The sequence below is a fragment of the Streptomyces sp. UF-297 genome, from assembly GCF_058245575.1.
In genome coordinates this window covers 34,611-60,065 of the sequence record NZ_JBSIBZ010000064.1, presented here as the reverse complement: position 1 = coordinate 60,065, position 25,455 = coordinate 34,611, and the positions used below count along the sequence as shown (strand labels likewise).

At 73.8% G+C, this 25,455-nt stretch carries 23 protein-coding genes; 12 read left to right on the top strand and 11 right to left on the bottom strand.

The window, feature by feature from the left end; genetic code table 11:
* Window positions 1-18 precede the first annotated feature (18 nt).
* The 3 genes from AC4IJH_RS29690 to AC4IJH_RS29680 all read right to left on the bottom strand — a co-directional run bounded on the left by AC4IJH_RS29690 (window position 19) and on the right by AC4IJH_RS29680 (window position 3,268).
* A complete protein-coding gene (locus AC4IJH_RS29690) occupies window positions 19-1,143 on the bottom strand; it encodes an NAD(P)/FAD-dependent oxidoreductase (RefSeq protein ID WP_490854990.1) in 1,125 nt (374 codons plus the stop codon).
* A 127-nt stretch (window positions 1,144-1,270) separates the two neighbouring features.
* Complete coding sequence (gene sigJ, locus AC4IJH_RS29685) at window positions 1,271-2,275, bottom strand: RNA polymerase sigma factor SigJ (RefSeq protein ID WP_490854989.1); 1,005 nt, start codon at window positions 2,273-2,275, stop codon at window positions 1,271-1,273.
* A gap of 213 nt (window positions 2,276-2,488) precedes the next feature.
* The gene (locus tag AC4IJH_RS29680; protein ID WP_490854988.1) at window positions 2,489-3,268 is read right to left on the bottom strand and encodes a class I SAM-dependent methyltransferase; all 780 of its coding nucleotides are present in this window, start codon (window positions 3,266-3,268) and stop codon (window positions 2,489-2,491) included.
* An 18-nt stretch (window positions 3,269-3,286) separates the two neighbouring features.
* On the opposite strand from AC4IJH_RS29680, the gene AC4IJH_RS29675 reads away from it, so the two are divergent.
* The gene (locus AC4IJH_RS29675; RefSeq protein WP_490854987.1) at window positions 3,287-3,505 is read left to right on the top strand and encodes a hypothetical protein; all 219 of its coding nucleotides are present in this window, start codon (window positions 3,287-3,289) and stop codon (window positions 3,503-3,505) included.
* Window positions 3,506-3,515: 10 nt separating this feature from the next.
* Here AC4IJH_RS29675 and AC4IJH_RS29670 read toward each other — a convergent pair whose 3' ends face one another.
* Both AC4IJH_RS29670 and AC4IJH_RS29665 read right to left on the bottom strand, forming a co-directional pair.
* Window positions 3,516-4,034 carry a hypothetical protein gene (locus AC4IJH_RS29670; protein WP_490854986.1) on the bottom strand — a complete coding sequence of 173 codons (519 nt, stop codon included), beginning with the start codon at window positions 4,032-4,034 and terminating at the stop codon, window positions 3,516-3,518.
* Window positions 4,035-4,143: 109 nt separating this feature from the next.
* Entirely contained in the window at window positions 4,144-4,446 is a 303-nt protein-coding gene (locus tag AC4IJH_RS29665; protein WP_490854985.1) for a peptidase, read from the bottom strand.
* Between the two features lie 149 nt (window positions 4,447-4,595).
* On the opposite strand from AC4IJH_RS29665, the gene AC4IJH_RS29660 reads away from it, so the two are divergent.
* Window positions 4,596-6,974, top strand: coding sequence for a protein kinase domain-containing protein (locus AC4IJH_RS29660; protein WP_490854984.1), 2,379 nt, complete (start codon window positions 4,596-4,598; stop codon window positions 6,972-6,974).
* A 19-nt stretch (window positions 6,975-6,993) separates the two neighbouring features.
* On the opposite strand, the gene ilvD is transcribed toward AC4IJH_RS29660, so the two are convergent.
* The 3 genes from ilvD to AC4IJH_RS29645 all read right to left on the bottom strand — a co-directional run bounded on the left by ilvD (window position 6,994) and on the right by AC4IJH_RS29645 (window position 10,929).
* Window positions 6,994-8,844, bottom strand: coding sequence for a dihydroxy-acid dehydratase (gene ilvD / locus AC4IJH_RS29655; protein WP_490854983.1), 1,851 nt, complete (start codon window positions 8,842-8,844; stop codon window positions 6,994-6,996).
* A gap of 128 nt (window positions 8,845-8,972) precedes the next feature.
* Window positions 8,973-9,797 (bottom strand): sugar phosphate isomerase/epimerase family protein, encoded by an 825-nt coding sequence (locus tag AC4IJH_RS29650; protein ID WP_490854982.1) that lies wholly within the window; start codon window positions 9,795-9,797, stop codon window positions 8,973-8,975.
* Between the two features lie 199 nt (window positions 9,798-9,996).
* On the bottom strand, window positions 9,997-10,929 hold the full coding sequence (locus tag AC4IJH_RS29645; RefSeq protein WP_490854981.1) for a Ppx/GppA family phosphatase: 933 nt from the start codon (window positions 10,927-10,929) through the stop codon (window positions 9,997-9,999).
* A gap of 103 nt (window positions 10,930-11,032) precedes the next feature.
* Here AC4IJH_RS29645 and AC4IJH_RS29640 point away from each other — a divergent pair, with 103 nt between their 5' ends.
* Complete coding sequence (locus AC4IJH_RS29640; protein WP_490854980.1) at window positions 11,033-11,860, top strand: DUF3109 family protein; 828 nt, start codon at window positions 11,033-11,035, stop codon at window positions 11,858-11,860.
* A gap of 179 nt (window positions 11,861-12,039) precedes the next feature.
* Here the strand turns inward: AC4IJH_RS29640 and AC4IJH_RS29635 are convergent, their stop codons facing one another.
* Entirely contained in the window at window positions 12,040-13,968 is a 1,929-nt protein-coding gene (locus tag AC4IJH_RS29635; RefSeq protein ID WP_490854979.1) for a sigma-70 family RNA polymerase sigma factor, read from the bottom strand.
* A 223-nt stretch (window positions 13,969-14,191) separates the two neighbouring features.
* Between AC4IJH_RS29635 and radA the strand changes: the two genes are divergently transcribed.
* Window positions 14,192-15,649 carry a DNA repair protein RadA gene (gene radA, locus AC4IJH_RS29630; RefSeq protein ID WP_490854978.1) on the top strand — a complete coding sequence of 486 codons (1,458 nt, stop codon included), beginning with the start codon at window positions 14,192-14,194 and terminating at the stop codon, window positions 15,647-15,649.
* 134 nt (window positions 15,650-15,783) lie between these two features.
* Window positions 15,784-16,908, top strand: a complete 1,125-nt coding sequence (disA, locus tag AC4IJH_RS29625; protein ID WP_490854977.1) for a DNA integrity scanning diadenylate cyclase DisA — start codon at window positions 15,784-15,786, stop codon at window positions 16,906-16,908.
* Between the two features lie 46 nt (window positions 16,909-16,954).
* Here the strand turns inward: disA and AC4IJH_RS29620 are convergent, their stop codons facing one another.
* The gene (locus AC4IJH_RS29620) at window positions 16,955-17,788 is read right to left on the bottom strand and encodes a hypothetical protein (RefSeq protein WP_490854976.1); all 834 of its coding nucleotides are present in this window, start codon (window positions 17,786-17,788) and stop codon (window positions 16,955-16,957) included.
* Between the two features lie 217 nt (window positions 17,789-18,005).
* On the opposite strand from AC4IJH_RS29620, the gene AC4IJH_RS29615 reads away from it, so the two are divergent.
* Window positions 18,006-18,668, top strand: a complete 663-nt coding sequence (locus AC4IJH_RS29615; protein WP_490854975.1) for a phosphatase PAP2 family protein — start codon at window positions 18,006-18,008, stop codon at window positions 18,666-18,668.
* 86 nt (window positions 18,669-18,754) lie between these two features.
* Here the strand turns inward: AC4IJH_RS29615 and AC4IJH_RS29610 are convergent, their stop codons facing one another.
* The gene (locus AC4IJH_RS29610) at window positions 18,755-19,234 is read right to left on the bottom strand and encodes a pyridoxamine 5'-phosphate oxidase (protein WP_490854974.1); all 480 of its coding nucleotides are present in this window, start codon (window positions 19,232-19,234) and stop codon (window positions 18,755-18,757) included.
* Between the two features lie 223 nt (window positions 19,235-19,457).
* On the opposite strand from AC4IJH_RS29610, the gene AC4IJH_RS29605 reads away from it, so the two are divergent.
* From AC4IJH_RS29605 to AC4IJH_RS29580, 6 genes are all read left to right on the top strand, one after another.
* Window positions 19,458-20,429 carry an HhH-GPD family protein gene (locus AC4IJH_RS29605; protein ID WP_490854973.1) on the top strand — a complete coding sequence of 324 codons (972 nt, stop codon included), beginning with the start codon at window positions 19,458-19,460 and terminating at the stop codon, window positions 20,427-20,429.
* Between the two features lie 286 nt (window positions 20,430-20,715).
* Window positions 20,716-21,267 carry a SigE family RNA polymerase sigma factor gene (locus AC4IJH_RS29600; RefSeq protein WP_136743912.1) on the top strand — a complete coding sequence of 184 codons (552 nt, stop codon included), beginning with the start codon at window positions 20,716-20,718 and terminating at the stop codon, window positions 21,265-21,267.
* A gap of 134 nt (window positions 21,268-21,401) precedes the next feature.
* Window positions 21,402-22,034 (top strand): hypothetical protein, encoded by a 633-nt coding sequence (locus tag AC4IJH_RS29595; RefSeq protein ID WP_490854992.1) that lies wholly within the window; start codon window positions 21,402-21,404, stop codon window positions 22,032-22,034.
* 9 nt (window positions 22,035-22,043) lie between these two features.
* Complete coding sequence (cseB, locus tag AC4IJH_RS29590; RefSeq protein ID WP_490854972.1) at window positions 22,044-22,757, top strand: two-component system response regulator CseB; 714 nt, start codon at window positions 22,044-22,046, stop codon at window positions 22,755-22,757.
* 8 nt (window positions 22,758-22,765) lie between these two features.
* Window positions 22,766-24,076, top strand: coding sequence for a two-component system sensor histidine kinase CseC (cseC, locus tag AC4IJH_RS29585; protein ID WP_490854971.1), 1,311 nt, complete (start codon window positions 22,766-22,768; stop codon window positions 24,074-24,076).
* 374 nt (window positions 24,077-24,450) lie between these two features.
* On the top strand, window positions 24,451-25,428 hold the full coding sequence (locus AC4IJH_RS29580; protein ID WP_490854970.1) for an ArsR/SmtB family transcription factor: 978 nt from the start codon (window positions 24,451-24,453) through the stop codon (window positions 25,426-25,428).
* Window positions 25,429-25,455 lie beyond the last annotated feature (27 nt).

Genomic DNA, 25,455 nt, shown 5'->3' with positions numbered 1-25,455 from the left:
GGCCGCGGGCCCGCGGCCTCAGTGGAAGCCGGGGACGCGGGCGGCCGCGGCGGGGTGGCGGGCCGCCAGCTTCAGGAAGCGGACCGTGGAGCGGACCACCTGCTCCTTGAACTGGGCCGCGGGACGGCCGGTGAGGGCGCGTTCGCGGGGCGTGTCGTCGGCCTGTACGAACTGGATCAGCCCGTCGCGCCGCCCCAGGCTCACGCACTGGAACTTGAACGCGTAGTCCAGCGGCGCCACTTCGGCGCCGCGCAGCTCGGCGGCGATGGCACGGGCCGCGTAGGAGCCGGTGGGCAGGGCGGTGGCACAGGCCATGCGCAGCCGGCCGACGGAGGCGGCGCGGGCGGCGGCGGCGTCGCCCGCGACATAGATCTCGGGGTGGCTGACCGAGCGCAGACGCCCGTCCACCAGGAGCCGTCCGGCCCGGTCCTCGGGGTCGGTGGCCAGGCCGGTGCGGCGCGCCAGGTCGTCGGTGGCGGTCATGGCGGTGGTGCGGACGACGACATCGGCGTCGATCTCGTCCAGGCCCGTGTCCGGGACGTGGTGGCCCTCCTGGAGGCGTACGCCCAGCCGGCGCAGGACCGTGCGGACGTGGGCGCGGCCCTTGGCGGACAGGCCGCTGCCCACCTCGCCGCCGGTGATCAGGCGCACGTGCCAGTCGGGGTGGGACTCGGCGAGTTCGGCGGCCATCTCGATGCCGGTGAGGCCGCCGCCGAGCACGGCGAGCGTGCCGGGGGCGTCCCGCAGGCGCTTGTGGAGTTCGGCGGCGGATTCGGCGGTGAAGGTGCGGTCGTCGCGGGTGCCCGTGGTGGCGGGGGTGTGGCTGCCGAGGGCGTAAACCAGGCGGTCGTAGGGGAGGGTGCGGCCGTCGTCGGTGGTGACGGTGCGGGCCTGCGGGTCGATGGCGGTGGCCCGCGCCGCCACCTGCCGTACGCCGCTGCCACGGAGCAACTGGGCGCGGGAGTGGGTGACTTCGGGGCGCCCGGCGGCCAGCTCGTGCAGGCGTACCCGCTCGGTGAAGCGGTCGCTGGGGTCGACGAGGGTGACCCGGGCGTGCGGAGCCAGGCGGGCGGCGGCCTGGGTGCCTGCGTAGCCGCCGCCCAGGACGACCGCCTGAGGGGTACGGGGGGTGTGGAGCGCCATGCTGTCCTCCTGGTGTGCCGTGGTGCGAAGTGGCTTCACAAGGGGGACGGGGCAGCGGCGCGGAATGTGACGTGGGCTGCGTCACAGGGGGTGGGTCCGGTGAATCACAGGGTGCCGGGCCGCTGGGTCACAGGGCGTCGAGGTTCAGATGGGCCAGCTTGTCGGGGTTCATGACGGCGTCGACCTCGGTGATCCTGCCGTCGTGGACGGTGAAGCCGATGACGCCCGCCTGGTTGCCGTCCCGGTCGACGAAGACGACGCCGGCCGCGCCGTTGACCTCGCACACCGACACCCGTGTCGTCGTGGGGTCGAAGTGGCAGGCGATCAGGCCGCTGGCGTAGCGCGCGACCTTCTCGCAGCCCAGGACGGGGCGGCGGGCCGCGGTGACCTTGCCGCCGCCGTCCGAGCGCCATACGACCTCGGGGTCCAGCAGCGACATCAGCTCGTCCATGTCGCCGCCCATGACGGCGGACAGGAACGCCTCGACGGTGCGGCGGTGTTCGCCGCGGTCGACGGTGCGGCGCGGCGCCTCGGCCCGTACGCGCTTACGGGCGCGGGAGGCCAGCTGCCGTACGGAGTCCGCGCTGCGGCCGACCGCCTCGGCGATCTCGGGGAAGGGCACCGCGAAGACGTCGTGCAGGACGAAGGCGGTCCGCTCGGCGGGGGTGAGCCGCTCCAGGACGGTGAGCAGGGCCAGGCCGACGGACTCGTCCAGGGTGACGCGGTCCTCGGGGTTCTCGGGGACGGGCAGGCCGGGGGCCGCGGGGCTGCCGGGGCCGGTGGGCGTGCCGAAGGTGCCCGTGGCCACCAGGGGTTCCGGCAGCCACGGGCCGACGTACAGCTCGCGGCGGGCGCGGGCCGAGCCCAGCAGGTCGTAGCAGATGCGGCTGACGACGGTGGTGAGATAGCCGCGCGGGCTGTCGACGTCGGTGTCCTCGGGCAGCGCCTGCCAGCGCAGCCAGGTCTCCTGCACCGCGTCGTCGGCGTCGGTGACCGTCCCCATGATCCGGTACGCGACGGCCCAGAGGCGGCCCCGGTGCTCCTCGAACTCGGCCAGCCGGGCCCGGCGGGGCGCCTCCGCCGTGCGCGCCGGGCGGTCCGTGCCTGGTGCTGCCGAAGGTCCCCGTGTCATGTCCCCATCCCCTTCGTCTCCTCGGGTGCTGCTGCTCCAGCCTCTCCCCCGGCTGTAGTGGACCGGCCGTCGGGGCTGCCCTATAGGACAGACGACGCGGCGGGGCGGAGTGTGACAGCCAGGGGCGGGGCGAAGGGCGGCGGTCGGCCGGTGGGTCGCGGGTGGTGGAGGGCGGCGGCCGGTCGGTGGGCGGCGGGTGAGGGGCGGGGGCGGTCAGCGGGCCGGGCGGAGGGTGACGGTCGCATCCAGGGCGTACGCCTCCTCCACGACGCCGTCCGGGAAGAGCTCCAGCAGCTCGGCGCGCTCCCGCTCCAGTACGGGGCGCGCGGCGGCCGGGCCGATCGCGGCGAAGTAGGAGCGGCTGCCGAGCATCGCCAGATGGGTCTCCAGCGGGACGCGGCGGGTCCAGCGCAGCACGCGGAAGACGGGCTCCAGCCCCAGGCCCAGGCCGCGGATCAGGTCCGGCGCGCCGGGCGCGATGTTGTGCTCGTGGTACCCGGGCAGGCTCCGCGCCAGCCGCGCCTCCTGCTCGACGGTCCACGCCAGCTGCGGATCGGGAACGTTCCACCACAGGGCGAGCGCGCCGCCGGGCCGCAGCACCCGCATCGCCTCGGGCACCGAACGGGCCGGGTCCGTCCAGTGCCAGGCCTGGGCGTAGGTGACGAGGTCGAAGCCCGCGTCGTCACGGAAGGGCAGGGCATCCCCGAGGGCGTGGACGACGGGAACGCCGGGCTGCGCCCTGCGCAGTTCGGCAGCCATCGCGGCCCCCGGCTCGACGGCGGTGACCCGGGCCCCGCGCCCGCTCAGCAGCCGGGTGGCGATCCCGGTACCGGCACCGACGTCCAGGACGACAGCGCCGGCCAGAGAGCGGCCGGTCACCTCTTCGAGGCCGTCGAAAAGAGCGGGCGGATAGCCGGGGCGGGCCGCGGCGTACTGCGCGGCCACCGAGTCGAAGGAGCGGGCGAAGTCGATGTCGTCGGGCGGTGTCGGCATGGGGCCATGGTGCCCACCATGACGTGCGGGGTAATCGACGCCCCGGGCACGATCGAGCAGCATCGGAGCCCGGTCGTGCCGTGGTTGCGGCCGCGCGCCTCGCGGGGCGATGTGGCCGCGCACTGGCGGGAGTTGGGTGAGCACACCGTGCCGGGGGCGGGCGGCGATCGTCCGGGGCACCACATCTACGAGGACAGCCTGGCGGTCGCGGCGGCCTGCGTCGCGGACGGGGACTAGGAGCCGGGGCTCAGTGGCGCTTCTTGGGCTTGGGCTTCTTGGCGGAGGGGTTTCCGGTGCGGGCGCTGCGGCGGCGTTCGTGGCGGGTGCGGGCGGCCTCGTATTCGGTGCGGCGCAGTTTCTCGCCGGGGGCCTCGATGAGGCTGCGGCAGAAGTAGGCGAGCAGGGAGCCGATGAAACCGATGAACATCAGGCCCTGTCCCGACCGGTCGCCGGGGCGGTCGGCGGCGGGGTCGGGGCGGCGGGTGAACCCTTCCCAGGTGCGGCGGAAGGCCAGCGCGCTGCAGATGGCGAAGCCCGCGACGACCAGGACGTTGACGAAGGAGCCGACCTCGGCGATCGCCAGGCCCTGGAAGGCGAAGCGCAGCACGAGGGCGCCGGCCGCGGCCAGGGCCAGCGAGCCGGCGGCGACACCGGCCCGGCGCAGGCCGTAGCCGCCGTCGTGGTCGACCCAGGTCGTGCCGAAGAAACGGATCTCCTCCGGCTCGGGGCCGCCCTTGTCCTCGGGGCTCTTGCGCTCATCGCTCATGCCGTCGATTATCCCCGGCCGGCGCCGCGGCCCGCCGGGTCGGCGCGGCCGGTCGGCGCGGGCGGCCGTCGGCAGGCCGGCGGCAGATCAGCGGCAGGCCGTCGGCAGGTCAGCTGGAGCAGCGCGGAGCGACGTAGCCGTCACTGCCCGTCTTGACGTAGGTGTCGGAGACGTACTCTCCGGGGCCGATGCAGTCCCAGATGTCGCTGGTGCCGTACGGGCCGCTGACCCGCTGGCCGCGCCGCTGGCAGTGGATGGAGACCCGCGAGCCGCTCGGCAGCTGACGGACGACGTCCGCCGTGGTGCTCGCGCCGTTGCGGACGTTCACGCGGTAGCCCGGCGCGACCGTGTAGCCGGCGGCCACGGCGGCCTGGACCGATTCCTGTCCCTGTCCCTGTTCCTGCGTACTCATACAGCGTTCCCCCGGTGACGCTCAGGTGACGGTCAAACGTTCAATGGCCCGATGCCACGCGCAGGTTAGCAAGCCTCACGGCTCTCGTACGTACCATCGACTAGGCTCCGTGCGTCGCAACTGCGGCCGAATTACACGGGGGTGGGGAGATGCCGCCGCTGCGCAGTTCCGGGGCCGGGCCGGAAGCGGAGCATCCGGAATACGCGGGGAAATACCGACTGGAGGCTCAGCTCGGTTCCGGCGGCATGGGTGTGGTGCATTTGGCCCGCTCGGCGTCCGGACTGCGGCTGGCCGTAAAGGTCGTGCACGCGGAATTCGCCCAGGACCCGGAGTTCAGAGGGCGGTTCCGACAGGAAGTGGCGGCCGCCCGGCGGGTGAGCGGGGCCTTCACGGCCCCGGTGGTGGACGCGGACACCGGCGGTGAACGGCCGTGGATGGCGACCCTCTACATTCCCGGCCCCACCCTGTCCGAACATGTGAAACGGAATGGCCCGCTGCCTCCCGCGGAAGTGCGGCGGCTGGCCGCGGGACTGGCGGAGGCGCTGCACGACATCCACCGGGCCGGAGTGGTGCACCGCGATCTCAAACCCGGGAATGTCCTGCTCGCCGCGGACGGCCCGAAGGTGATCGACTTCGGGATCTCCCGGCCCAGCGACAGTGAAATGCGCACCGAGACCGGGAAATTGATCGGCACCCCGCCGTTCATGGCACCCGAGCAGTTCCAGCGGCCGCGCGAAGTGGGCCCAGCGGCGGATGTCTTCGCGCTGGGTTCGGTGCTGGTGCACGCGGCGACCGGCAGCGGCCCCTTCGACTCCGAGAGCCCGTACCTGGTCGCCTATCAAGTGGTGCACGATGAGGCGGATCTGGCGGGGGTGCCGCCGGAGCTGGTGGGGCTGATCAGCGGCTGCCTGGCGAAGGACCCCGAGCTGCGGCCCACCCCGGCGGCGCTGATGGAGCTGCTGCGTACGGACGCGGGGCCGCCGCAGTCCTCTTCCGCGGGCGCGACGGCCCTCGCGACGGACCCGCGGGTTCCGGCGCAGCGGCCTGCCGGGGAGGCCGAGCGGCAGGTCCAGGACACGCATGTACGGTCCGCGCCGCGGGGCGGGGCGGCCGCTCCCGCCGGGCCCGCGCCGCGGTCCGCCGGGAATGCCCCGGACGCCCCCGCCGAGGCTGCCCCCGGGCCCCCCGCGCCCCCCGCGTCGCAGCCCTCCGCCGACGCCCCCGCCCGGCGGCCCCGCGGGCGCCGCCGTACGTGGCCGGCCTGGGCGACCTGGACGGCCCTCGCGGCGGTGCTGGCCGGCGCCGGTACGTACATGGGCGTACGGGTCCTGGCGCAGGAGAAGACCCCCGCGCTGCAGACCCGCTCGGCCGCCGCCGACGGCGCGTTCCACTCCTGGCAGACGCCGCTGCTCAAGCGGCCCGCGGGGCACCCCGCCGAGATGCCGTTCTGCGCGTACGGCGCGCAGGAGGCCGAGGGGGCGCTGTTCTGCGTGCAGCGCGGGGTGCTGGCCGCCCGGGTGGACGCGCGGACCGGCGCGGTGGACTGGCGGCGCGCGGCGGGTCCGGAGGGCACGACCGATCTGCCGCCCCGCGCGCCCGTCCTGTCCGGCGGGCTGCTGTACGTCCTGAGCCCCGACAGCAGACGCCTGGACGCGCTGGATCCGTCGGCCGCGGGCAAGGGCGCCACGCGCTGGAGCAAGGACGTCTCCGCGTACCGGGGGCGGGTGCGCGTGGTGGGCGACCGGGTGCTGCTGGTGTCCGCCGACGGTACGGTCACCGCGCTCGACAGCCGTACGCACCGGCCGCGCTGGCACCGGAAGTTCCCCGGGCACCCGCAGCCGCGCTTCGTGTCGTACGCGCCGGGCGGGCAGGCCCCCGACGGCGGGAAGGGGCGGGCCGAGGGCGGCATCAGCGACCACAACACCGCCTACGCCGCCCAGTTGTCCCTGGACGGCACCAGCACCCGGGTCACGGCCATCGACCCGCGCAGCGGCACGGTGCGGTGGAGCGAGCAACTGCCCGGCCAGCTGATGCCGGTGGGTACGGGCTCCTCGGGCGCGGCGTACCTCGCCGCCGCCGACCGGCAGCTCAGCACGCGTACCGCGGCGGTGGTCCGCTACGACCCCAGCACCCGGCGCAGCCGCAGCCTTCCGCTCGCCGCGCCGATGGAGAGCGCGCAGATCTCGGTGCGCGGCGAAACGGCCTATGTGCTGGGCTTCGGCGGGGCGCTCCAGGCGGTCGGGGAGCGACGCTGGCAGGTGGAGACCTCGGTCAGCCGGGGGTCGGCGCCGGTGACGACGGAGGGGGACCGGCTGTACTTCACGGCTGCCGACGGGCGGTTGCTGGCGGTGGATACGCGGCGGGGGGCGTTGCTGGGGCAGACGGTGCCGCGGATCGCCACGGGGCGCACGGGGTATCTGGAATCGCTGCCTGCGCCGCTTGCGGATCCGGGCCGCGGCCGGGTCCACGCGGCGGCGCCCAATGGCACGGTCTTCGCCGTGGAGGCGGAGGACCCCGCCCGCTGGTGAGCGCGGGCGGGGGCGGGTGTCAGCCCAAGCGGCTGACGTCGCGGACTGCGCCCTTGTCGGCGCTGGTGGCCATGGCGGCGTAGGCGCGCAGGGCCGCCGAGACCTTGCGTTCGCGGTTCCTGGGGGCGTACGTGCCGTCCAGGGCCGCCCGGCGGGCCGCCAACTCCTCCTCGCTCACCAGGAGTTCGATGGAGCGGCTGGGGATGTCGATGCGGATGCGGTCGCCGTCCTCGACGAGGGCGATGGTGCCGCCGGCCGCCGCCTCGGGGGAGGCGTGGCCGATGGACAGGCCCGAAGTGCCGCCGGAGAAGCGGCCGTCGGTGACCAGCGCGCAGGCCTTGCCCAGGCCCCGGCCCTTGAGGAAGGACGTCGGGTAGAGCATCTCCTGCATGCCGGGGCCGCCGCGCGGGCCCTCGTAGCGGATGACCACCACGTCCCCTTCGCGCACCTGCTTGCCCAGGATCTTCTCCACGGCCTCGTCCTGGGACTCGCAGACCACCGCGGGCCCCTCGAAGGTCCAGATGGACTCGTCCACGCCCGCGGTCTTCACCACGCAGCCGTCCACGGCCAGGTTGCCCTTGAGGACGGCCAGTCCGCCGTCCTTGGAGTAGGCGTGCGCGGCGTCGCGGATGCAGCCGCCCGCCGCGTCCACGTCCAGGGTGTCCCAGCGCTCGGACTGGGAGAAGGCGGTGGCCGAGCGCTTGCAGCCGGGGGCGGCGTGCCACAGCTCGACGGCCTCGGCGGAGGCCGAACCGCCGCGCACGTCCCAGGTGTCCAGCCACTGCTTGATGGACGGGGAGTGGACGGTGTGCACGTCCTCGTTGAGCAGCCCCGCGCGGTAGAGCTCGCCGAGGATGGCGGGGATGCCGCCGGCGCGGTGCACGTCCTCCATGTAGTACGTGCCGCCGGGCGCGACGTTGGGCGCGACCTTGGCCAGGCAGGGCACCCGCCGCGAGACCGCGTCGATGTCGTGCACGTCGTAGTCCAGACCGGCCTCTTGGGCGGCGGCCAGGAGGTGCAGGATGGTGTTGGTCGAGCCGCCCATGGCGATGTCCAGGGCCATGGCGTTCTCGAAGGCGGCGCGGGTGCCGATGTTGCGCGGCAGGACGGAGGCGTCGTCCTGGTCGTAGTAGCGCTGAGTGATCTCCACGACCGTACGGGCGGCGTTCTCGTACAGGGCCCGGCGGGCGGTGTGCGTGGCGAGGACGGAGCCGTTGCCGGGCAGCGAGAGGCCGATCGCCTCGGTCAGGCAGTTCATGGAGTTGGCGGTGAACATGCCCGAACAGGAGCCGCAGGTGGGGCAGGCGTTCTCCTCGATGCGCAGGATGTCCTCGTCGGAGACGTTCTCGTTCGAGGCGTCGACCATGGCGTCGATCAGGTCCAGCTTGCGGACCGTACCGTCCACCAGGGTCGCGCGGCCGGCCTCCATGGGGCCGCCGGAGACGAAGACGGTGGGGATGTTCAGGCGCATCGCGGCCATCAGCATGCCCGGCGTGATCTTGTCGCAGTTGGAGATGCAGATCAGCGCGTCCGCGCAGTGCGCCTCGACCATGTACTCGACGGAGTCGGCGATCAGGTCGCGCGAGGGCAGGGAGTAGAGCATCCCGCCGTGGCCCATCGCGATGCCGTCGTCGACCGCGATGGTGTTGAACTCGCGCGCGATACCGCCCGCTTCCTTGATCGCCTCGCTGACGATCCGGCCGACGGGCGCCAGGTGGGTGTGACCGGGTACGAACTCCGTGAAGCTGTTGGCCACCGCGATGATCGGCTTGCCGAAGTCCTCCCGCGCTACGCCCGAGGCCTGCATAAGAGCGCGGGCACCGGCCATGTTGCGGCCGTGGGTGACGGTGCGGGACCTCAGCTCGGGCATCGGGTTCACTCCCTAGGCAGTTACGACTGCTGCCGAGCGTACGCCGGGGCTCCAAGATCCGGACAGGGTCTCCGGTATGTGAGACGCGCGACCGGAGTGCGGACACGGCGGGCCCGCTGCGGCCCCGCTCAGCGGCCCGGGACCCAGGTGGGCGAGGCCAGGTGCAGCCTGGTGAACGCCAGCGCCTCGGCCAGGTCGGCCTCGCGTTCGGCGGCGGACATCGCCCGGCGGGTATTGACCTCCACGACCACGTGCCCGTCGAAGCCGGTGGCGGCCAGCCGCTCCAGCAGCTCGGCGCAGGGCTGCGAGCCTCTGCCCGGCACCAGGTGCTCGTCCTTGTTGGAGCCGTTGCCGTCGGCGAGGTGGATGTGCGCCAGCCGGTCGCCCATGCGGTCCACCATGTGCAGCGCGTCGCTGCGCGCGGTGGCGGTGTGCGAGAGGTCCACCGTGAAGTGCCGGTAGTCCTCCTTGGTGGGGTCCCAGTCCGGCGCGTACGCCAGCATCTCGCGGTCCCGGTAGCGCCAGGGGTACATGTTCTCGACGGCGAACTTCACGTCCGTCTCGTTGGCCATGCGCCACACTCCGCGCACGAACTCGCGCGCGTAGGCCCGCTGCCATCTGAAGGGCGGGTGGACCACGACGGTCGAGGCACCCAGCTTCTCGGCGGCGTTGCGCGCGCGCTGCAGCTTGACCCACGGGTCGGTGGACCACACCCGCTGCGTGATCAGCAGACACGGCGCGTGCACGGCCAGGACCGGGACCCCGTGGTAGTCGGAGAGACGGCGCAGCGCTTCTATGTCCTGGCTGACGGGGTCGGTCCACACCATGACCTCGACCCCGTCGTAGCCCAGGCGCGCGGCGATCTCGAAGGCCGTCGCCGTCGACTCCGGATACACCGAGGCCGTGGACAGCGCGACCTTCGCATCCGGGATGCGCACCACTGGCTCTGTCACGAAGGACAGCGTACGGGCCCGCGCGGGAGCGGGGGCAGGTGGTCCGGAACCGGGCCGGGACGGGCCCGGTGCGCTGCCGCGCCCCGAGAGGGGCGCGGGGTGGTATCGATGTGCGGCTCCGCCGCGTGGGCGCGACCGGCCCGGCCACGAACGGCCACGGCCGGCCCGCGGCCGACGGATCACACGTCCAGCGCAGCGCTCAGGCGGCGGGCAGGTGGTCCAGCCGCCGCAGGATCACGCCCTCGCGCAGCGCCCACGGGCAGATCTCCAGCGTCTCCACCCCGAACAGGTCCATCGCCGCCTCCGCCACCAGCGCCCCCGCCAGCAGCTGCGGCGCCCGCCCCTCGGAGACGCCGGGCAGCTGGGCCCGGTCCGCCGCGCTCATCCGGGACAGCCGCGGCACCCACTCCTCCAGCGCCTTGCGGCTCAGCTCCCGCTGGACGTACAGGCCCTCGGTGGACCGTGCGGCGCCCGCGATCCGCGCCAGCTGCTTGAAGGTCTTGGAGGTGGCCACGACGTGGTCGGGGCTCCCGAAGCGGGTGAACTCGCTCACCACCCGGCCGATTTCGGCCCGTACCCGGCGGCGCAGCGCGCGCACGTCCTCGGGCTGCGGCGGGTCCCCGGGCAGCGCGCTGCCGGTCAGCCGCCCGGCGCCCAGCGGCAGCGACACCGCGGCGTCCGGCTCCTCGTCCAGCCCGTAGGCGATCTCCAGCGAGCCGCCGCCGATGTCCAGGACCAGCAGCCGTCCGGCCGACCAGCCGAACCAGCGGCGGGCGGCCAGGAAGGTCAGCCGCGCCTCGTCCTCGCCGGAGAGGACCCGCAGTTCGACGCCGGTCTCCAACGCGATCCGCCGCAGTACGTCCTCGCCGTTGGAGGCCTCCCGGATCGCCGAGGTGGCGAACGGCAGCACGTCCTCGACGCCCTTGTCCTCGGCGACCTGGATCGCCTCGTGCAGGGTGGCCACCAGTTTGTCCACGCCCGCGTCGCCGATCGCGCCGCGGGCGTCGATGAGTTCGGCCAGTCTCAGTTCCGCCTTGTGGGAGTAGGCCGGCAGCGGACGCGCGCCGGGGTGTGCGTCCATCACCAGCAGATGGACCGTATTGGAACCCACGTCCAGGACACCGAGTCTCATGGACGAAAACCTACTGTGCCTGGCCGGAAGCGGTCGCGGCCCCCCGAGCGGCGGCGTTCGGCCGTGGCCCGCCGGGGGCGGTGCGCGGCCTTAGGCTGGAACCGTGGCAAAGACGAAAAAGGCGAAGCAGAAAAAAGCACTCAAGAAGGCCGAAAAGCAGGGCGTGCGCGCGGTGCGCTCCGACGAGGTCGGCCTCGACTTCGCCCGGGCCTGGGTCACCTTCCCCGACCCGGCCGACGACGAACAGGTCTTCCGCTGCGACCTGACCTGGCTCACCTCCCGCTGGACGTGCATCTTCGGCAGCGGCTGCCAGGGCATCCAGGCGGGCCGCGCGGACGACGGCTGCTGCACGCTGGGCGCCCACTTCTCCGACGACGACGACGAGAAGCGCGTGGCCAAGCACGTGTCCCGACTCACGCCGGAGATCTGGCAGTTCCACGATGTCGGTACGGAATCGGGCTGGATCCAGGAGGACGAGGACGGCGACCGCCAGACCCGCCGCTGGAACGGCTCCTGCATCTTCCAGAACCGCCCCGGCTTCGCGGGCGGCGCCGGCTGCTCGCTGCACATCCTCGCGCTCAAGGAGGGCCGCGAGCCGCTGGAGACCAAGCCGGACGTGTGCTGGCAGCTGCCGGTGCGGCGTACCTACGACTGGATCGAGCGCCCGGACGACACCAAGGTCCTCCAGGTCACCATCGGGGAGTACGACCGGCGCGGGTGGGGGCCCGGCGGCCACGACCTGCACTGGTGGTGCACCTCGGCGACCTCGGCGCACGGCGCGGGCGACCCGGTGTACGTCTCCTACGGCCCCGAACTCAAGGAGCTGATGGGCAAGAAGGGCTACGCCCGCCTCGTGGAGCTGTGCGAGGAGCGGCTGGCGGCGACCCTGCCCATGGCACCGCACCCGGCCGATCCGGCGCCGAAGGCGTAGCCGGGGCGGGGCACGACGCCGTTGGGGCGCTACGGGAGCGGGGCCGATCGACCGGCGGCCGCTCCCGTTGTCGTATCCGTACGCGTAGGCGACTTGGGCCGCGGCCGGTCACGGCCTTGGGCCGCAGCCGGTCGCCGCGGCCGGTCGCCGCAGCCGGTCACGGTCTCGGCCGCGCCCGGTCACGCGGGCCCGCTCGGGGACGCCGGTACGGGCTCGCCCGCGGTCGGCGTCGAGCCGGCGGTGGAAATGGGGTCCGCGGAGGTGGGGCCGGTGGAGCCCGGCGTCGAGCCCGCCGGTGACGGGTCCCCCGGAGTGGGATCGCCGGGGGCCGGAGTGCCGGGAGTGGGCTCCCCCGGAGCAGGGTCCCCGCCCGTGGGGGGCGGGTCGGGGGGCGTCGGGCCGGGAGCCGGGCTCCCGCTCGGCGGCGGGCCGGAGGGCGCAGGGGTGTGGCCGGGCCACGACGGCGCGGGGTCCGGGCGCGAGGGAGCCGGGCCCGGGGGGGGGGGGGCCCCCGCCCCGCGCCCCTCGATGACCACGACCGCGCCGGACGGCTCGATGAGGATGTGCCCGGCCCAGGGCCCGGACGGCTCACGGGCGCGGTCGATGTGGACCGTGAGCGTCGTGGACTGCCCCGGCCGCAGCTCGCCTCCCGTGGCGCTCAGCAGCAGCCAGGGCGCGCCTCCGGAGGCCGCCCAGCGCACCGAGGTGCCTCCGGAGGCGGTGATCGTGATGAGGGTGGTGGCGCCGCTGGGCCGGGCCGTGACGGCCAGCCGCCCGGGGCCCGTACGGGCGCGGTCGGCCTCCCCGGCCGGCAGCGGTAGGCCGTTCCTGCCGAGCACCTTCACCGAGACGTCCGAGACCCGCGGGGCGGCCGACGGCGGGTCGGGGCTGGTCCTGGCGCTGCCGGCGTTCTCGTACGGGCGGCCGTCCAGGCGGTCCTGGCCGTCGGTCTCATTGGCCGTCACCGACGGGGAGTCCTGCTCCTCGCCCGCCAGCGGACCCCCGCGGTAGGCCGCCCACAGGGCGAGCACCGGGGCGGCCATGACGGTGGCGACCACGGTCGTGGTCAGCGCGCGGCTGCGCAGCCTGCGGCGGCGGGCCGCCCGGTCCTTGGGGCCCACGGGGAATCCGCTGCGGTCGTAGCGCGGGACCCCGTTGGAGCCGCCGCGCACCATCCGCCCGGCCCGGCGCGTAGACCCCTTGCCCCGCTCGCGCGCCGCCGCCGCGCCCACGGCGGCGCCCGCGACCCCTTCGGCCCGCCCCGACCGCGAGTGCTGTGCCGCCGCCATCGCGGCCCGCACCTCCGCCTGCGGGGCCAGGACCAGCGGCAGCGCGCCGTGGGTGACGGGCGCGGTGCCGGGCCAGGGCCCGCGGGCGGTGGCGCGCTCGGCCGTACGGCGGCACTCCGCGCACTCGTCGACATGCCGCACCAGTTCCCTGCGCAGCGCGGCGCCCAGCAGCATCTGGGTGTCCCCGGCCAGCTGCGCGACATCGGGGCAGCGGCCGAACTCGACGACGGACAGCGCCGCCCGGGTCCGCTCGACCTCGCAGGACGCGGCCGACAGCAGGGCGCGGGTGGCGATCGGCTCCAGGCCCAGGACGGCCGCGACCTCCCGGTAGGGCAAGCGGTGGCGTACCGACAGCTCCAGGGCCTCGCGCTGCTCGGGGGTCGTGCCGGCGGCCTCCGGCCAGGCCAGCGCGGCCAGTTCGCGCCGCCGCGCGGCGGGGACCTCCTTGGGCAGGCCGGCGGGCGGCGGCGGGCGCTCGGCCAGATGGCGCAGGCAGGCCCAGCGGGCCAGGGCGTACAGCCAGGGGCGGTACAGGGCCGGGTCGGAGGGCCGCCTGCTGTGGTGGCGCTCGGCCAGGGCGAGGACCTCGCCCAGGACCGCGGTGGCGGCGTCGTGCTCGCACAGGACGGAGAGGCAGTACGTGAACAGCCCGTCCAGATGCGGGGCGTAGCGCTCGAAGCGCTCGGTCCGCTCGAACCACTCAGCGCGCTCGGGCCGTTCGGCCCGTTTGGGGACCCGGTCGCGGTCCCGGCCCGGCGCGACATCGCGCGCCGGGTGTGCGCCGGTGGTCTGCGTGGGGTGTTCGGGCCTGCTGCTCATCACTTGCCGAAGGTAGGCGGATGATGAGGGGCCTCTCGCGCCACCTGGACACTTTTAACCCATACGGGTGACCTTCTCCCTCAAAAGGGGACAGGAACCCCACCTTCCGCGCCCGTGCCGCGAAGCCCGGACAGCCCCTGGGTGAACTCCCGGCACCGCCCAGGGGCCGGGCCCCGCCCCCGCCCGCACACCGCTGTCGGACCCCACGGCTACGGTGAACCCCATGGCAACCCGTAAAACGTCGGCCAAGGAGCGTCCCTCCTACCGCTGCACCGAGTGCGGCTGGACCACCGCGAAGTGGCTCGGCCGCTGCCCCGAGTGCCAGGCGTGGGGCACGGTCGAGGAGTTCGGCGGCGCCCCCGCGGTGCGCACGACCGCGCCCGGCCGGGTCACCACCGCCGCGCTCCCCATCGGCCAGGTGGACGGCAGGCAGGCCACCGCCCGCTCCACCGGCGTGGCCGAGCTGGACCGGGTGCTGGGCGGCGGGCTGGTCCCCGGCGCCGTGGTGCTGCTGGCCGGCGAGCCCGGCGTGGGCAAGTCCACCCTCCTGCTGGACGTCGCCGCCAAGGCCGCCAGCGACAGCCACCGCACCCTGTACGTCACGGGCGAGGAGTCCGCGAGCCAGGTGCGGCTGCGCGCCGACCGCATCGGCGCCATCGACGACCACCTGTATCTGGCCGCCGAGACCGACCTCTCCGCCGTGCTGGGCCACCTGGACTCCGTCAAGCCCTCCCTGCTGGTCCTGGACTCCGTGCAGACCGTGGCCTCGCCCGAGATCGACGGCGCGCCCGGCGGCATGGCCCAGGTCCGCGAGGTCGCCGGCGCCCTGATCCGCGCCTCCAAGGAGCGCGGCATGTCCACCCTCCTGGTCGGCCATGTCACCAAGGACGGCAACATCGCGGGCCCCCGCCTGCTGGAGCACCTCGTCGACGTCGTCCTCAGCTTCGAGGGCGACCGGCACGCCCGCCTGAGGCTCGTACGCGGCGTGAAGAACCGCTACGGCGCCACGGACGAGGTCGGCTGCTTCGAGCTGCACGACGAGGGCATCACCGGCCTCGCGGACCCCTCGGGGCTCTTCCTGACCCGCCGCGACGAGCCCGTGCCCGGTACGTGCCTGACCGTCACCCTGGAGGGCCGCCGCCCCCTGGTCGCCGAGGTCCAGGCGCTCACCGTCGACTCCCAGATCCCCTCGCCACGCCGGACGACCTCCGGCCTGGAGACCTCCCGGGTCTCGATGATGCTCGCCGTACTGGAGCAGCGCGGCCGGATCTCCGCGCTGGGCAAGCGCGACATCTACAGCGCCACGGTCGGCGGAGTGAAGCTCTCCGAGCCCGCCGCCGACCTGGCCGTGGCGCTCGCGCTGGCCAGCGCGGCCAGCGACACCCCGCTGCCCAAGAACCTCGTCGCGATCGGCGAGGTGGGCCTTGCGGGCGAGGTCAGAAGGGTCACGGGCGTGCAGCGGCGCCTCGCCGAGGCCGCCCGCCTCGGCTTCACGCACGCCCTGGTGCCCGGCGACCCCGGCAAGATCCCGGCGGGTATGCGGGTGCTGGAGGTGGCCGATGTGGGAGAGGCGCTGCGGGTGCTGCCCCGCAGCCGCAGGGCGGCCAAGGCGGACGGGGAGCACGGGGAGCGGGGGGCCGCGCGCCGGGAGGCCCCGCGGGAGCCGGAGGAGCGCCGGTAGACTTTGCCCTGGTCTCGCCCGTACGTACGCAGAGCAGGGAGCAAACCCAGGCAGAACGCGTACGTGACCAAGGCAACGAAGGCATAGCGCCGGGCGGGCTGCGGCACCGACAGACCTTGCGACGGAGGAGTGCAGTGGCAGCCAACGACCGGGCAGCGTCTCCCGGCAGGTCCGGAGGCAGCGCCGGCACCGAAGGTCTGATGCGCGCTTCCCTGAGCGCGGTCGCACCCGGCACGGCTCTGCGCGACGGCCTGGAGCGCATCCTGCGCGGAAATACCGGCGGGCTGATCGTCCTGGGCTTCGACAAGACCGTCGAATCGATGTGCACCGGCGGCTTCGTCCTGGACGTGGAGTTCTCGGCGACCCGGCTGCGCGAGCTGTGCAAGCTCGACGGCGCGCTGGTCCTGGACAAGGACATCACCAAGATCCTGCGGGCCGGCGTCCAGCTGGTCCCGGACGCCTCCATCCCCACCGAGGAGACCGGCACCCGCCACCGCACCGCGCAGCGCGTCTCCATCCAGGCGGGCTTCCCGGTCGTCTCCGTCAGCCAGTCCATGCGGCTGATCGCGCTGTACGTGGGCGGCGAGCGCCGCGTCCTGGAGGAGTCCGCCGCGATCCTCTCCCGCGCCAACCAGGCGCTGGCCACCCTGGAGCGCTACAAGCTCCGCCTGGACGAGGTCGCCGGCACCCTCTCCGCCCTGGAGATCGAGGACTTGGTGACGGTCCGCGACGTGACCGCCGTCGCCCAGCGCCTGGAGATGGTCCGCCGCATCGCCACCGAGATCGCCGAGTACGTCGTCGAGCTGGGCACCGACGGCCGCCTGCTCTCCCTCCAGCTCGACGAGCTGATCGCCGGCGTGGAGCCCGAGCGCGAACTGGTCGTGCGCGACTACGTCCCCGAGCCCACCGCCAAGCGCTCCCGCACGGTGGCCGAGGCCCTCTCCGAACTCGACGCCCTCACCCACGCCGAGCTCCTCGAACTCCCCATCGTGGCGCGCGCCCTGGGCTACAGCGGCTCCCCCGAGACCCTCGACTCCGCCGTCTCCCCGCGCGGCTTCCGCCTCCTGGCGAAGGTCCCCCGCCTGCCGGGCGCCGTCATCGACCGCCTCGTGGAACACTTCGGCGGCCTCCAAAAGCTCCTCGCCGCCAGCGTCGACGACCTCCAGACCGTCGACGGCGTGGGCGAAGCCCGGGCCCGCTCCGTCCGCGAGGGCCTCTCCCGCCTGGCCGAGTCCTCCATCCTGGAGCGCTACGTCTGACGCCGCGCCCCTCCCCTCCCCGCAGCGGGAGGGGAGGGGTTTTCGGTCAGTCCTTGGCGAGGACGAAGGAGACCCGGGCCGTGGTGAGTCCGGGGACCTTGGCCTCGAGAAGGTACGTGCCGGGCTGCACCGACCCCGTGTCGGGCGTGGCGCACTGCGGAGCGCTGGGCACGCGGTCCCACTCCACCGTCCGCTTCGTGGACTGCTTGCCGGGAATCTGCACCAGCGCGGCACCAGGACGTGACGGGCAGTCGCCCGAGGACCACACGCGGTCCCCGCCCTCGGCGGTCACCGTGAGCACCGCGGCCGTACGCCCCAGGTCCACCTTGCAGGCGCTGCCGGAGGTGTTGTCCAGGACGAGCTCGAACTTCGGCTTCTCGTCGGGCCCGTAGGAGTTCTTCACGCTGCGCAGCTTCAACTCGGTCGTGCCGGCTGCGCAGTTCGGCAGCGGGGAGCCCGCCGGCAGGGCGTTGCCGCCCGGCCCCTCCCCGATCGGCACGCCCGCACCGGAACCCGCGCCGGCGCCCGTACCGCCGCCGCTGCCGCCCGAGCCCGCACCGCCGGAACCCGCGCCGCCGCTGCCGCCCGAGCCGCCGCCGGGCCCCGTACCGGAGCCGGAGCCGCCGCTCGACTCGTCGCGCCCGCCCGGCTTTTGACTGATGCCGGAGTCCGTGGCGTTGGGCCCGGGCGTGATGGATGTCGCGGGCCCCTGCCCGTCCGGCCCCTTGGCGTCGTTGGTGTTCTTCCCGTCGCCCCCGCCCAAGTTGACGGCCCACACCACCAACAGCACGAGCAGCGCGAGGATGGCGAGCGCAACGGCCCTCCGCCGCCAGTAGATGGAGGAGGGAAGCGGCCCGATCGGATTGCGCAGAGATCCCACGCGGAAACTCTACGAGAGATCAGCTGCCGCACCGGCCAGCACCCGCCGCACGAAGGCGTAACTTTTCCCATCATCAGCCCGGTAATCCATCGATTACACACGGTCATTGACCGCTGAGCGGCGCCACCGCCCGTCCGCGCCCCTGACTTTCGTCAGGGGCGGCCGACGACGTTGGTCCGGTGCGGGCCGCCGTTCACACTCCGTATGGTCGGTGTTCATGAACAGCACCGATCTCTATCGCGACATCACCGACTTCGCGCACGGCACCCCCGGCTGGGTGCACTTCCTGGCCGAGATCGGCACGGAGGGCGGCATCCTGCTGCTGATGGCCGTGGCGGTCCTGGGCTGGTGGCGGGCCCGGAGCGGGGACGCCCAGCGCGTCGCCCTGGCGGTGATCGTGCCGATCGGCACGGCGGTCGCCTACGTCGTGAGCGAGGTCGTCAAGAGCATGATCGACGAGGAGCGGCCCTGCCGGGCGGTGGTCGGCGCCGCCGCCTCGATCGTGCCGTGCCCGCCGCCCGGCGACTGGTCCTTCCCCAGCAACCACTCCACGATCGCCGCGGCACTGGCCGTCGGCATCGTCATCGCCTGGCCCGCCGCGGGCTGGCTGGCCGTCCCGGTGGCGCTGCTGACGGGCTTCTCCCGGGTCTTCGTCGGCGCCCACTACCCGCACGACGTCGCGGTCGGCCTCGCCCTGGGCACCGTCGTCGCGGCCCTGTGCGCCTGGCTCCTGGTACGCCCCCTGACCGCCCTGGTCACCCACCTCGGCACGACCCGCCTGCGCCCCCTGGTCGCGGCCGGGCGCCCGGCCGTACCCGCCCAGTCGCGCGGGGCCCACGCCGGCGAGCGGCAGGATTACGCGGACTCGCACCGCTTCTGAGCGCACTGCCGCGCCCCGCACGGGGCACACGACCTCCGCCGCGGTGGCGCGGCCGCCCCACCGCGGCCGCGCTCCTGGCACAGCGCTCAGGCCCCCCACTCCTCCTTGTGTCCGAAGCGCCTGCCGTTGTCGATCAACCGCAGCCAGTCGGGGGTGAGTTGCCACAGATCGGTGCGCTCCACCGCGGCCCGCAGGCGCTCGTCGGCGGCGGCGAAGGGGAAGCGGCCGGTGTACAGGCGCCAGGCCGCCTCCCGCTCCGCCCCTTCCAGCCGCCGGCAGCTGCCCCGGCCCTGGACCCCGGTCAGGGCCCGCCACTCCTGCCCGTCCCGCTGCGCCGTGAAGGCCGCCCGCGCACCGGGAACGCCCAGCGCCCGCCCGTGCCGCGTGGTCGCCGCCGTGACGAACACCAGCCCCGGCGCCGCGCCCTCTGCGTCTTCGGCGGGGGCATACAGCACCGCGCAGGCCTGCGGCCCGTCTTCGTCCACGTACGCCAGCGTCATCGTCGTGTGCGTCCCAAGAGCCCGCACGATCGCCTCGGGGCACCGCATCTCACCGCTGTCTGTCACCCCTGCATCCTCCCCGCCCTCCCGCCCCGGGCCCACGGCGGCCCGGCCCGCGAGACCCGCCCGGGCGTGCACGGGATGGCAGGAGCCCGTCGGCGGTGCCACCGAGGGCCCGCAGCCGCCGTCCGTCGGGGCGTGCGGGCATCGTGCGTGCGGGTGGGCGTGGGGCGCCGGTGGCCGGATGCGTTTCTCGGCCGCCCGCTGTCGTGCCAGGATCGGCGGTGCCATGACTTCGATGCCTGCCTCCACCACCGAGACCATCGCCGGGACCGCCACCGAGACCGCCGCCGGGGGGACGACCACGGACCCCGCCCCCTGCGACGACGGCACCGCTCTGCACGCCCCCGTCAACACCTGGTTCGACGGGCACGCCAGGGACCTGCCCTGGCGCCGTCCCGAGGCGGGAGCCTGGGGCGTGATGGTCAGCGAGTTCATGCTGCAGCAGACCCCGGTCAGCCGCGTGCTGCCGGTCTACGAACAGTGGCTGGCCCGCTGGCCGCGCCCCGCCGACCTGGCCGCGGAGGCCCCGGGCGAGGCGGTGCGCGCCTGGGGCCGCCTGGGCTACCCGCGGCGCGCGCTGCGCCTGCACGCCGCCGCCTCGGCCATACAGGAGCGGCACGGCGGCGACGTACCGCGCGAGCACGGCCAGCTGCTGGCCCTGCCCGGCGTCGGCGAGTACACCGCCGCCGCGGTGGCCTCCTTCGCGTACGGGCAGCGCCACGCGGTCCTGGACACCAACGTCCGCCGGGTCTTCGCGCGCGCCGTCACCGGCCGCCAGTACCCGCCCAACGCCACCACCGCCGCCGAGCGCAAGCTCGCCCGCGCCCTGCTGCCCGAGGACGAGGCGACGGCGGCGCGCTGGGCCGCGGCCACGATGGAGCTGGGCGCGCTGGTGTGCACGGCCCGCAGCCCCGAGTGCGGGCGCTGCCCGATCGCGGCGCAGTGCGCCTGGCGGCTGGCCGGCTCCCCGGCGCACGACGGGCCGCCGCGGCGCGGCCAGACGTACGCCGGTACGGACCGCCAGGTGCGCGGCAAGCTGCTGGCCGTGCTGCGCGAGGCCGTCGCGCCCGTTCCGCAGGTGGTGCTGGACGCGGTGTGGGACGAGCCGGTGCAGCGTGCCAGGGCGTTGGACGGCCTGGTCTCCGACGGCCTGGTCGAGCCCCTCCAGGGCGGTCTGTACCGCCTCCCGCTGACCTGAGGAACCCCACCCGCGCCGCACCGGCCCCGGCCGGCCCGCACGCCCCGCGCCCGTAGGTCTTACGGCAGCCGGCCATCCCCCGGGAGGATGACGGACCCGGGCCCGCCGTCCGTCAGAGGTATGACCCCCGGCGGGCTGTTACACAACCGACGGTTTTCCGTGCACTCGCTGTGGGTCCAGCGCACATTACGTCGCAACACCCCCTCCGTAGCGTCTTCCTCGTGCTGGAGATGACCACCGGCACCGGCAACGTGGGGAACGCAAGCGGAGGATCGGAGGCGTCGGAATGGCGACCAGCGGCGGCAAGGTACTGGACTTCGAGGAGTACGTACGCACGCGGCAGGAGGCCCTGCTGCGAAGTGCCCGGCGCCTGGTGCCCGATCCGGTCGACGCGCAGGACCTGTTGCAGACCGCGCTGGTGCGCACGTACGGGCGCTGGGACGGCATAGCCGACAAGTCCCTGGCCGACGCCTACCTGCGCCGCGTCATGATCAACACGCGGACGGAGTGGTGGCGGGCGCGCAAGCTGGAGGAGGTGCCCACCGAGCAGCTCCCGGACGCGAGCGTGGACGACGGCACCGAGCAGCGCGCCGACCGCGCCCTGCTGATGGACATTCTCGGAGTTCTGGCTCCCAAGCAACGCAGCGTCGTCGTGCTGCGACACTGGGAGCAGATGAGCACGGAGGAGACCGCGGCGGCGCTGGGCATGTCCACCGGGACGGTCAAGAGCACGCTGCACCGGGCCCTGGCCCGGCTGCGCCAGGAGCTGGAGAACCGCGACATCGACGCGCGCGTGCTGGAGCGCGGCGAGCAGGAGCGGGAGCGGTGCGCAGCCTGACCTGCGGGACGGATCGAAGGCGGGACCGGCGGGGCGAGCCGCTGCGGCGGGACCGGCGGATCGGCTGAGTCAGAGGCACTGTGAGCAGGAGCGGTTTGACCAGGAACGGGCCGGCGAAGGACGAGCGCCGCGGCCTGATCAGGACCGGCACGGCCACCGCGGGGGTGGCCGCCGTCGGCTTTTTGCTGGCCGGGTGCAATCCGGGCGGCGAGGGCGTGCGTACGGAGGGCTCCGCGGGCCCCGCTCAGGCGTCCAAGGGCACCGTGCACGCCCCGGCCTCGCCGTCCGCCTCCGCCTCGCCCCCGTACGAGAAGGTCGACGCGGTGGCGCTGGTGAAGGGCGACCCCAAGGCCGGTGCCGATGTGAAGAAGACCCTCACCAAGCCGTGTGCCGCCAACGACTACCCGGTCGAGGTGACGTATGCGTCGCTGACCGGAGGGAAGGCCCCCGATGTCGTGGTCAACGTCATGACCTGCGCGGACTCGGTCGGCATCGGCGCGTACGTCTACCGCAAGCACGGCGGGAGGTACGAGAATGTCTTCACCAACGAACAGCCGTCGGTGTTCGCGGGTGTCAACAAGGGCGAGCTGGAGATCAGCAAGCAGACCTATGACGCCGGTGACAAGGTGTGCTGTCCTTCCGGCGAGGATGTGATGACCTACCGCTGGGCGGACACCCGTTTCATCGAGTACGCCCGCCACCACACGGACTACAGCAAGACCACCGTCGACGGGCCGCAGCCCGCCGAGACCGCACCGGAGGGTTGAGACAACCGCATGGCCGACACCCATGTGCTCTTCGTCGAGGACGACGACGTCATCCGCGAGGCCACCCAGCTCGCCCTGGAGCGGGACGGCTTCGTGGTCACCGCCATGCCCGACGGGCTGGCGGGGCTGGAGGCCTTCCGTGCCGACCGCCCCGATATCGCCCTGCTGGACGTGATGGTGCCGGGCCTGGACGGGGTGAGTCTGTGCCGCCGCATCCGCGACGAGTCCACCGTCCCCGTGATCATGCTCTCCGCGCGCGCCGACTCCATCGACGTGGTGCTGGGGCTGGAGGCCGGTGCGGACGACTACGTCACCAAGCCCTTCGACGGCGCGGTGCTGGTGGCCCGCATCCGCGCGGTGCTGCGCCGCTTCGGGCACGCCAGCGGCCCGGACGGCTCGGGCGGCTCCGGCGCGGACAAGCCCGCGGAGCCGGCGGAGGCCATATTGCGCTTCGGTGACCTGGAGGTGGACACCGAGGGCATGGAGGTCCGCAAGGGCGGCGAGCCGGTCGCGCTGACCCCGACCGAGATGCGGCTGCTGCTGGAGTTCTCCAACTCACCGGGTACGGTCCTCTCGCGCGACCGTCTTCTGGAGCGGGTGTGGGACTACGGCTGGGGTGGTGACACCCGGGTCGTGGACGTCCATGTCCAGCGGCTGCGCGGCAAGATCGGCCAGGACCGTATCGAGACGGTCCGTGGCTTCGGTTACAAGCTGAGAGGCTGACACCGGCGGTGGTGCGGCTCGCCCTGCGAACGGGGCTGAGGTGGAAACTCAGTGCGGCGATCGCGCTCGTGGGAGCGCTGGTGGCGATCGCGCTGAGCCTTGTCGTACACAACGCCGCCCGCGTCGCCATGCTCGACAACAGCCGTGATGTGCAGGTCGAGCGGCTGAACTTCACGCAGAAGATCTACGAGTCCACCAACCGGCTCCAGTTCGGCGCGAAGATCGACGATCCGACGCTGCCCAAGGACCTGCGCGCCGAGGTCCTGAAGAAGAACCAGCGCGCCACCTACCTCCAGGACACCGGGCAGACCGCGCCGGAGGTGTGGGCCGCAGCCCCCCTGAGCAACGGCCGGGTGCTGTCCATCCACGACCGCTTCCCGGACCGCTTCAAGGTGCTGGACGCCCTGGACGACGCGCTGATCGTCGGCTCCGCCGCGGTCGTGGTGGGCGGCTGCGCGCTGGGCGTCCTGATCGGCGGCCGGCTCTCCAAGCGGCTGCGCAAGGCCGCGGCGGCGGCCGGCAAGCTGGCCGACGGCGACACCTCGGTCCGTATCCGCGACGAGGTCGGCGGCCGCGTACAGGACGAGACCGACGATCTGGCCTGGGCGGTGGACGCCATGTCGGACGCGCTGCAAAAGCGCATCGAGGCCGAGCGCCGGGTCACCGCCGACATCGCCCACGAGCTGCGCACCCCGGTCACCGGGCTGCTGACCGCCGCCGAACTGCTGCCGCCCGGCCGCCCCTCGGAGCTGGTACGCGACCGGGCGCAGGCGATGCGCACCCTCGTCGAGGACGTCCTGGAGGTCGCGCGGCTGGACGGCTACGCCGAGCGCGCCGAGCTGCAGGACGTGGCGCTGGGCGAGTTCGTGGTGCGCCGGGTGCGCGCGCTCAACCCGGACATCAAGGTCGAGGTCGTACGGGACGCCGAGGTCAGCACCGACCCGCGGCGCCTGGAGCGCATCCTGGGCAACCTCATCGCCAACGCCGCCCGGCACGGCAGGCCGCCCATCGAGGTCACCGTCGAGGGCCGGGTGGTGCGGGTGCGCGACCACGGCACCGGCTTTCCCGAGGCGCTGCTGCGGGAGGGGCCGAGCCGCTTCCGTACCGGCAGCAGCGACCGCGCGGGGCGCGGGCACGGCCTGGGGCTGACCATCGCGGCGGGCCAGGCGCGCGTCCTGGGCGCCCGGCTGACCTTCCGCAACGCCGATGAGCTCACCGATGGCTCCACGGGCGCGGTCTCGGTGCTGTGGCTGCCGGAGAACGCCCCGACCGACACCGGCAGCTTCCCCGTGATCCAGCTGCCGGAGCGCCCGGTCTGACGGGCCGGAGCGCTGCTGCGGGACCAGGGCGCTTCCGACGGGTCTCCGTGGCCCCGTCCGGCGGGCCGGGCATTCGCCTTTGCGTACCCGTTCGCGTACCCGGCGTGTGCGGCTGAATGACCCGTTTCACACCCCAATCCGCTTGACGCGTTTTTTCATTAGGTAGAGGTAGCACTACCCCCGAATTTCCGTTAATGTGCAAGAGCGTCAAGATCAAAAACGGGGGGCTCCATGGTCAGGCGTTTACGCATGCCCGCGCACACAATGCGCATGCAGGGAGACCTCCCGGTTAACATCCCCTGCGCGCTCGCTTCATGGAAGCAGACGGATCTCGGATTCCTGGAGCCGGCGCCGGAACGCAGAGACAGAGTGCCATGAACAACGAAAGTCGTGTCCCGTCGCAGCGCATCCATTTCACGATCGACGACCTTCTCCGCCTGCGGGTCGGCACCGGGTTAGGGCCACACGTCGAAACGTTCTACGCACTGAAGTCGCTGGACAGGCCGCGGCACCCCGCACTGGCCGAGTGGCGGCTGAGGACCTGGAAGAAGCTGGGCCAGCGGGTGCACGTCCTCAAGCAGCTGCCGCAGTTCTTCCCTTCCCCGGACCGGCTGCTGCCGCTGTTCCGGGGGCGGGTCGTGCAGGCCAAGGCCGCGCTGCCGCTGCTCGGTGTCACCGCCGAGCAGCTGACCGCCACGCTGCTGGAGTTCTGGCGGGTCGCGGTGGCTCCGTACTGGAACAAGGTCCGCGACCATCTGCGCGGTGAACAGACCGCGCTGGAGCGGCTGATGGCCCTGGGCGGGGTGGAACACCTGCTGTCCAACCTCCAGGGCGGCGGGCGCTGGGAGACGCCGGTGCTGGAGCTGCCGCACGACCGGGACATCGACGTACGGCTGGACGGCCGCGGGCTGCTGCTGGTGCCGTCCCTCTTCCTGCCCCAGCGTCCGGGCTATCTGCTGGACATGACCGGGGCCCAGGGGCAGCCCACGCTGCTGTTCTCGGCGGCGCCCGACGCGGCCTCGGCCGAGGCGCTGTGGGAGGCCGAGGAGGAGGACGGGCAGGCCCTGGCCGCGCTGGTGGGCAGCACCCGGGCCAGTGCGCTGGAGGCCCTGGTCGACAGCTGCACCACGGGTGAACTGGCCCAGCGGCTGGGCATCTCCTCGCCCGGTGCCAGCCAGCACACCGCGGTGCTGCGCGGGGCGGGGCTGATCACCACCCGGCGCGACCGCAACACCGCGCGGCACGCGCTGACTCCCCTGGGCCGGGCGCTGCTGCGCTCCAAGGGGGCGGAGGCGGAGACGGCGATGGACCGGGCCACGATGCCCGGGCTGCTCATCACCGGGATGCGCTGACCCGGCCCGCGACGGCCGGTGGTGCCG

Coding starts and splice junctions, on each gene's coding strand:
- AC4IJH_RS29690 (WP_490854990.1), bottom strand. CDS start 1,143: ATGGCGCTCCACACCCCCCGTACCCCTCAGGCGGTCGTCCTGGGCGGC.
- sigJ (WP_490854989.1), bottom strand. CDS start 2,275: ATGACACGGGGACCTTCGGCAGCACCAGGCACGGACCGCCCGGCGCGC.
- AC4IJH_RS29680 (WP_490854988.1), bottom strand. CDS start 3,268: ATGCCGACACCGCCCGACGACATCGACTTCGCCCGCTCCTTCGACTCG.
- AC4IJH_RS29675 (WP_490854987.1), top strand. CDS start 3,287: ATGACGTGCGGGGTAATCGACGCCCCGGGCACGATCGAGCAGCATCGG.
- AC4IJH_RS29670 (WP_490854986.1), bottom strand. CDS start 4,034: ATGAGCGATGAGCGCAAGAGCCCCGAGGACAAGGGCGGCCCCGAGCCG.
- AC4IJH_RS29665 (WP_490854985.1), bottom strand. CDS start 4,446: ATGAGTACGCAGGAACAGGGACAGGGACAGGAATCGGTCCAGGCCGCC.
- AC4IJH_RS29660 (WP_490854984.1), top strand. CDS start 4,596: ATGCCGCCGCTGCGCAGTTCCGGGGCCGGGCCGGAAGCGGAGCATCCG.
- ilvD (WP_490854983.1), bottom strand. CDS start 8,844: ATGCCCGAGCTGAGGTCCCGCACCGTCACCCACGGCCGCAACATGGCC.
- AC4IJH_RS29645 (WP_490854981.1), bottom strand. CDS start 10,929: ATGAGACTCGGTGTCCTGGACGTGGGTTCCAATACGGTCCATCTGCTG.
- AC4IJH_RS29635 (WP_490854979.1), bottom strand. CDS start 13,968: ATGAGCAGCAGGCCCGAACACCCCACGCAGACCACCGGCGCACACCCG.
- radA (WP_490854978.1), top strand. CDS start 14,192: ATGGCAACCCGTAAAACGTCGGCCAAGGAGCGTCCCTCCTACCGCTGC.
- AC4IJH_RS29615 (WP_490854975.1), top strand. CDS start 18,006: ATGAACAGCACCGATCTCTATCGCGACATCACCGACTTCGCGCACGGC.
- AC4IJH_RS29605 (WP_490854973.1), top strand. CDS start 19,458: ATGACTTCGATGCCTGCCTCCACCACCGAGACCATCGCCGGGACCGCC.
- AC4IJH_RS29600 (WP_136743912.1), top strand. CDS start 20,716: ATGGCGACCAGCGGCGGCAAGGTACTGGACTTCGAGGAGTACGTACGC.
- cseB (WP_490854972.1), top strand. CDS start 22,044: ATGGCCGACACCCATGTGCTCTTCGTCGAGGACGACGACGTCATCCGC.
- AC4IJH_RS29580 (WP_490854970.1), top strand. CDS start 24,451: ATGAACAACGAAAGTCGTGTCCCGTCGCAGCGCATCCATTTCACGATC.